Here is a 6624-nt window from a genome sequence, read left to right as displayed (position 1 = left end):
ACCGCCACCGAGCACAACGACTTTGGGTTCGCGCTTCTCAGATGCCATGGCGATCAGCGTATTGCGGACACCTGCGATTTAGTAGCAGTTCACGAACACTCAGACCGGGCTAGCCGGCCAGCGGCGCGCGGTCATCGACCCGGCCGAACACCATCGCCTCCTCGATCCGGTCGAAGCGGTAGTCCAGGGCGTCGGCCAGGTAGTTCTGCCGCACGTTCCACGGCCGCTTGGTGCCCGACTTCGGCAGCATGTGCACCGAGCGCAACACGTAGCCGGCGTTGATGTCCCACGACGGCTTCTCGGTCATCGGCTCGTTGCCGCGATGCGGGGCGGCACGGGTATAGCCGTGAGAGGCCATGTGCTCCATGAGTTTTGCGGTCGCCCGGGCGGTGATGTCGGCCCGCAGCGTCCACGACGCGTTGGTGTAGCCCACACACCAGAACAGGTTGGGCACGTCTTCGAGCATGTGCGCCTTGTAGACGAAGCGGTCGCTGGTCTTGATCTCGGTGCCGTCCAGGCTGATCGTGGCCCCACCGAGCGCCTGCAGCTGCAGGCCGGTGGCGGTGACGATGATGTCGGCGTCGAGATGGCCGCCGGACTTCAGCGCGATGCCGGTCGCGTCGAAGTGGTCGATGTGGTCGGTGACCACCTCGGCCGAGCCCGCGGTGATCGCGTTGTACAGATCGGCGTCGGGGATCAGGCACATCCGCTGATCCCACGGGTTGTAGCGCGGCTTGAAGTGGGTGTCGACGTCGTAGCCGGCGGGCAGGTTGTTGATCGCCTTGCGCCGCAACAGCCAGCGCACGAACCCCGGCGCCTTGCGCGACAACGCGAAGAACACCGCCTCGGTCAGAGCGCTGTACATGCGAACAACGAGATGGGCGGGCTTGCGGGGCAATAGCTTTCGGGAGACGGCGGCGACAGTGCCGTACTTGGACGCCGAGATGAGATAGGTCGGCGAGCGCTGCAGCATGGTGACCTTGGCGGCCCGGTCCGACAACGACGGCAGCAGCGTGACCGCGGTCGCCCCGCTGCCGATCACCACCACCTTCTTGCCCGTGTAGTCGAGGTCTTCTGGCCAGTGCTGGGGGTGCACCACGGTGCCCTGGAACTCTTCGATGCCCGGGAAGTCGGGCGTGTAGCCCTCGTCGTAGTTGTAGTAGCCGCTGCCGAAGAACAGGAAGCGCCCGCGGTAGAGCTTGCGCGCCCCGTCCTGTTCGACGGTGACCGTCCAGGTGTCGGTCGCCGAGTCCCAGTCGGCCGACCGCACATAGCTGTTGAACCGGATGTGCCGATCGATGCCGTACTTGCGCGCGGTGGCGGCCAGGTACTCGCGGATGTGCACGCCGTCGGCCACGCCCTCTTTGCGGGTCCACGGCTCGAACGGGAAGGACAGCGTGAAGATGCTGCTGTCCGAGCGCACCCCGGGGTAGCGGAACAGGTCCCACGTCCCGCCGATCTGCGCTCGCCGCTCCAGGACGGTGTAGGTCAGGTGCGGATTGCGCTCGGTGATCCGATAGGCCGCGTCGATGCCGGAGATGCCGGCACCGACGATGATCACGTCGGTGTACCCGGCCTCGGTCGCACCACCGTCGGCGGCTTGCTGGGGAGTCACGGTCATCGCGAACCTCGCTCAAATTGTGGGACTCGTCACTAGCCTAGAGACCCACCGGTTGGTCGGGCTAGGAACCGGGAAACCGCGCCGGGCCGGTCAGCGGTAGTTGACGAACTGCAGCGCCACGTCCAGGTCGGCCTGCTTGAGCAGCGCCTGGACGGCCTGCAGGTCGTCACGCTTTTTGCTGGTGACCCGGATTTCCTCGCCCTGGATCTGCGTCTTGACGGATTTGGGGCCGTCGTCACGGATCAGCTTGGTGATCTTCTTGGCGTTTTCGCTGCTGATGCCCTGCTTGAGGGAGCCGTTGATCTTGTAGGTCTTGCCCGAGGCCTGCGGTTCGCCGGCGTCGAAGGCCTTCATCGAGATGTCCCGGCGGATCAGCTTCTCCTTGAAGACGTCCACGGCCGCCTTGACGCGTTCCTCGGTGGACGACGTCAGCTCGATAGCCTCGTCGCCCTTCCAGGCGATTGTGGTGTCGGTGCCGCGGAAGTCGAAGCGGGTGGCCAGCTCCTTGGCGGCCTGGTTGAGCGCGTTGTCGACCTCCTGGCGATCCACTTTGCTGACGATGTCGAACGATGAGTCCGCCATGCATTCCGTCCCTTCATCCGGTGATAGGCGTTTGTGCTTTGTCTACTCGCTCGTTGTAACCTGTCTGGCGGCAGGTTGCCCGAGCGGCCAATGGGAGCGGACTGTAAATCCGTCGCGAAAGCTTCACAGGTTCGAATCCTGTACCTGCCACCACAGTTTCTGCAGGTCATGACGTCGTTAGGTTCCGGCGAAGACGTCCGCAGCTTTGCCGCATCTCATCCATGACGGTTGCTTGCCTTGGTAGGAATTCCGCATCCTCCTGAAGCTCTCGGCTGCTCGGCGGCGGCGCCGTGTATGGCCGCCAGGCACTTGCCGGACTGGGCCGCCGTAGGTGGATCGGCATCGGCATCCCTCCTAGCGGCTCCCGGATCGACCCGCGGCACGTCTTGCGTGAGAAACGTATCGGCGCGCGTCGGGTATGCAACGCGGAAGGTTTTCCCAAGGACGACTTTGGATACCATGCCGAGGTGTCCGACATAGAGAGGCGGCGTTCGGGGGGGACCGCCAGGGACTTGGCGCTCGATGTGGCGGTAATTCTCCACAAGCATCCGAATTGGATCCTGGCGCTCACAGCCGCACTCGGGCCTGGATTTGGAACTTTTTTGGTTACCGTCGGGCAAAGTCTCCATGATCGTGGTGATTACGCCTATGTCGGCGGCGGCATATTCGTGATCATCCTCAGCGGACTGCTTCAAGTCGCCAAGCAGTGGGCGTCCGCAAACGTGACCGCCATCGACGGCTTACAGGCGGACGCATATATCGTGGCCATGAAGGATGCACTCCAGCCCATCGCCAAACTTGTTGCTGACATGCCTGCTATGAACGCGCAGGACCGTTCTACCCAGCTCATAAAGGTCGCTTCGCAGGCTACGGGGGCTTTGGTGCTGTTGCTGTGCGAGGTGCGAAGCATACGCGCGACTGTCTACCGCATAAACGCCCAGGGCGACCAGATGGATTGCATCAGCTATCACGGACGGGCGGGTGGGCAGCGACGTCCCTTCCGAAGAGACGACGAAAAGACCGACGAAAACACGGGTGGGCGAGGGGCAGCTGCCTTCCGATTAGTTGAAGCGGGCGAGCCTCGCTTCGTTCCCGACATTCGTGACCGCAATCACCCCCACATGAGCGATTTTCGTGGAACAGGGGACGGCTACAACACATTCATTACGGTAGGGATAAACACCAGCAACGAGGCCTACGGCATGATTAGTGTCGATGCGCCTCGGGCAAACAGCCTGGTCGAGAGCGATATCCACGCGGTGAGCCTGGTCGCCGACCTACTTGCGTCGGCGTTCGCCATGGCCGAGGATGGCGATCAAGGGTTGGTTGCAAAACATGATGCATAATGATATGCGTCGGGCGGAGTAGGAAATGCGGTATTGGGGACTTGAACGGGTGCCGCAGAGTTGCGTGTCGAGCGGAGGCGGGATAGATGGCGATTAGGCTACGGCAGGGGCAACGCAGGGAAGTCCGGGACGTGTGGTCCCCGAACGCGATTCGCGAGATCTGGTCGGCCGCCGAGGCAGCCGTTGAGCGCGAAAAGCCGCTTGTCAGGCGGCGACGGATCGAGCCGAAGCCGGACATTGCGGCGGCCGAAACGTCAAGCTGCTGATTCATAGCCCACCGGCAACAGATCTGTCGGCTCTAAAACGTGCATCATCCAAAACCGGTGTGCCGTAAGCCGTCCAACCGATGCACCTCGGTTCCCCGGACCCCACACCAAGATTTTCATAAAACCTGGGTGTCAGCCGGAGAGCCATTGTCAGGATCGGATGCCCTTATCTAGGAGGCGCATCACCGCTGCTAGAAGCCATATCACGCTGGTTGGACGTTTGCTGGCTTGAAGCTTCACAGGTTCGAATCCTGTACCTGCCACCAAGCCTCTTTCGGCCGGCGCCGTGCGTCGTCCACGCTCGCCGCCGGCGCCCGCTGTGCGACACGTGCGCAATTAATACAAGGCAAGTTGTAACAATTCGGTCAAGCCGGTGTCGCCGGGCGTACTGGGGGGAATTCATCCAGCACAGCATTCACCCAGGGGGCGATCATGGCTGGTTCTCCCGACGCTCTCGGCGCGTTACGCCAATGCCGCACCGCCATCCTCGCCGCCCGTGAGTCGGCCGTGTCCGCGCACGATCGCCTGGCCGGGGTCCGGCAGGCTCGCGCCGCGGAGCTGATCGAAAAGCTGGCCGACGACCTCGCCTTCGTCGATCGGCTCTTATTCGTCGTGGAGGGCGACTCACGCGCCAGGTGACCAGCGTCGACAAAAGCCAGGCACCCTCCCGGTACTTCCTCCAACTCCAAGTCCGCCGGGAGGGTGTCCTGTTGCTGTGCTCCTGACCTTAATTGCTTTGTCGCGCTAGCGTTTTCGAGTCCTTTTGATCATCGGGGTCACGAATCGTCTCATGGCGAAATCCCTTGGCATCCAAAGTGACGCTCGCAGCCGAAGGTGAATTGATCGACAACCTGGCGGCGGTAATCTTTCTCCCGTGCGCGGTACGGACATGCGATGCAGTTGAAGCATCTCACCATCGCGGAGCTGATCGCGGGGGCCGGCGGCGACCCGTGGGCGATCAACCGAACCCTGCAGGCCGGTAACCCGGCCCAGATCGCGCGTCTGGCGGAAGCCTTCCATGGGGCGGGCCGCCACACGGCCGAGGCCGACCACGCATTCGCGCAGGCGCAGCAACGCTTCAACGCCGCCTGGAACCATCAGGACGGCGGCAGCCCGATCAACGACTCCGCTGAAGTGCAGCGCACCGTCAAATCGCTTGGCGCGCAATCCGAACAGTTGCCCAGAATCGGCGCAGACCTGGAGAACATCGCCGCTTCGTTGGCCGACGCGCAACAGGCGGGAGCCCGCGAGATCGCCCAATTGGAAGGGCAATTGGAGCAGCTCGACCATCTGATCGATCTGGCGGAGCAGGATCTGCGGGAACACCCTGACGCGCAGACCCAGCGGGAACTGCACGCCATCATCGATGCCATCAAAACGTCCGCCGTCAACGACACCAAAGACGCTCTCAACCAGCTGAACTCGATACGCAACGACTATTCGGCCACGCTGCAGAACTCGCTGGGAAATCTGCGTGCTGACGGGTATGACCCCAAGCCGCTTGCGCCGGTGGACGCCCAGGACAAACCCGAACAGATTCACATCCCGCCACCGAACACCAGACCCGAAGACGTCAAGCGGTGGTGGAATTCCCTCAGTCAGGAACAGCGCGATCAGTTGCTCGCACAGCATCCGCCGGAGTTGGGCAACCTCAACGGCATTGAGACCGTGAGCCGGGACACGGTCAACCAGGCGGTGATGAACGACGACATCGCCCGCGTGCAAAGCGCCGCTGACCGAGCCCATGTCGGTGTTGACCAGGTGACCCAGCACCCGGAGCTGTACGGCCTGACGCCGTCGGCCATCACCCGTTACAACAACGCGCTCAAGACACGCGACGGCCTCAACACGAACGGGACGAACCCCGATGGCAGCAAGAACCCGGTGTTCCTGCAGACCTACGATCCCGAAGCGTTCGACGGTCGCGGCAGGGAAGCCATCGCCATCGGCAACCCCGACAAGGCCGACAACACCACCGTGCTCGTACCGGGAACGGGCAGCAGCGTGCGCGACGGCTATCTGAGTCACACGGACGGACGAAACATCTACAACGAAGCGCAACGGGCCGATCCGAACAAATCGAATTCGGTTCTGGTGTGGATGGGGTATCACGCCCCAGACAGCGCATTAGATCCCCAGATCGGGCAGACGACGCTCGCCAGAAACGGAGGAGGCCTACTGGCCGGCGATGTCAACGCGCTCGGCGTGACTCACCAACCGGGCAACTCACACGTGACCGTGGTGGGTCATTCCTACGGCTCCACTACGGTGGCCGACGCCGCGGCGGGATCCGGGATGCACGCCAATGACGTTGTCCTGGTGGGCTGTCCAGGGACCGACCTTGCCCACAATGCCGGCGACTTCCACCTTCCCGAAGGCGGACACGTCTATGTCGGCGCCGCATCCACCGACCCGATCACCCACCTCGGCGGCATCCAGGGACACCTGCCCGGGACCGGAGTCACGGTCGGGCTCGGTAGCGACCCGGCCGTCGAAGGCTGGGGTTCGACACGGTTCAAGGCCGAAGCGCCGGGGCTGACCTTCCCGCTGAAGGACCACAGCTCCTACTTCACGCCCGGGAACGAATCGTTGTTCAGCATCGCCGACATCGCATCCGGTCACGGTGACGCACTCGAACACGACAACATGACCGCACAGCACCGCGGCAGTTACTGGCTCCCCGATGAATTCGACCCGGAGGCGCTTCGACGCCCGACAGGAGGCCATTACCATTGAGAACAGCCATGAACACCTTAAGGGGAATCAGCAGCGCCACTTGGCGGTCGTTGCTCGCCCTCGCCGCGGCGGG

5 protein-coding genes and 1 tRNA gene are annotated in these 6624 nt (G+C 63.1%); 4 read left to right on the top strand and 2 right to left on the bottom strand.

Annotated features, from left to right (window positions below; genetic code table 11):
* Window positions 1–109: 109 nt before the first annotated feature.
* Entirely contained in the window at window positions 110–1621 is a 1512-nt protein-coding gene (locus A9W96_RS16000; protein WP_066877592.1) for an NAD(P)/FAD-dependent oxidoreductase, read from the bottom strand.
* A gap of 90 nt (window positions 1622–1711) precedes the next feature.
* Window positions 1712–2203 carry a YajQ family cyclic di-GMP-binding protein gene (locus tag A9W96_RS15995; RefSeq protein WP_066866403.1) on the bottom strand — a complete coding sequence of 164 codons (492 nt, stop codon included), beginning with the start codon at window positions 2201–2203 and terminating at the stop codon, window positions 1712–1714.
* Window positions 2204–2272: 69 nt separating this feature from the next.
* Here A9W96_RS15995 and A9W96_RS15990 point away from each other — a divergent pair.
* The 4 genes from A9W96_RS15990 (at window position 2273) to A9W96_RS15975 (ending at window position 6551) form a co-directional block, all read left to right on the top strand.
* Window positions 2273–2356 (top strand) — tRNA-Tyr (locus A9W96_RS15990).
* Between the two features lie 359 nt (window positions 2357–2715).
* On the top strand, window positions 2716–3549 hold the full coding sequence (locus A9W96_RS15985; RefSeq protein ID WP_156765277.1) for a GAF domain-containing protein: 834 nt from the start codon (window positions 2716–2718) through the stop codon (window positions 3547–3549).
* 698 nt (window positions 3550–4247) lie between these two features.
* A complete protein-coding gene (locus A9W96_RS15980; RefSeq protein ID WP_066866401.1) occupies window positions 4248–4454 on the top strand; it encodes a hypothetical protein in 207 nt (68 codons plus the stop codon).
* Window positions 4455–4709: 255 nt separating this feature from the next.
* Window positions 4710–6551, top strand: coding sequence for an alpha/beta hydrolase (locus A9W96_RS15975; protein WP_067141152.1), 1842 nt, complete (start codon window positions 4710–4712; stop codon window positions 6549–6551).
* The last annotated feature ends 73 nt before the right edge of the window (window positions 6552–6624 follow it).

Origin of the sequence: Mycobacterium sp. 1245852.3 (assembly GCF_001669335.1) — a bacterium.
Taxonomy (GTDB): Bacteria; Actinomycetota; Actinomycetes; order Mycobacteriales; family Mycobacteriaceae; genus Mycobacterium; species Mycobacterium europaeum_A.
The sequence above is the reverse complement of the archived record's forward strand: the minus strand, read 5'-3'. Positions and strand labels throughout refer to the sequence as shown.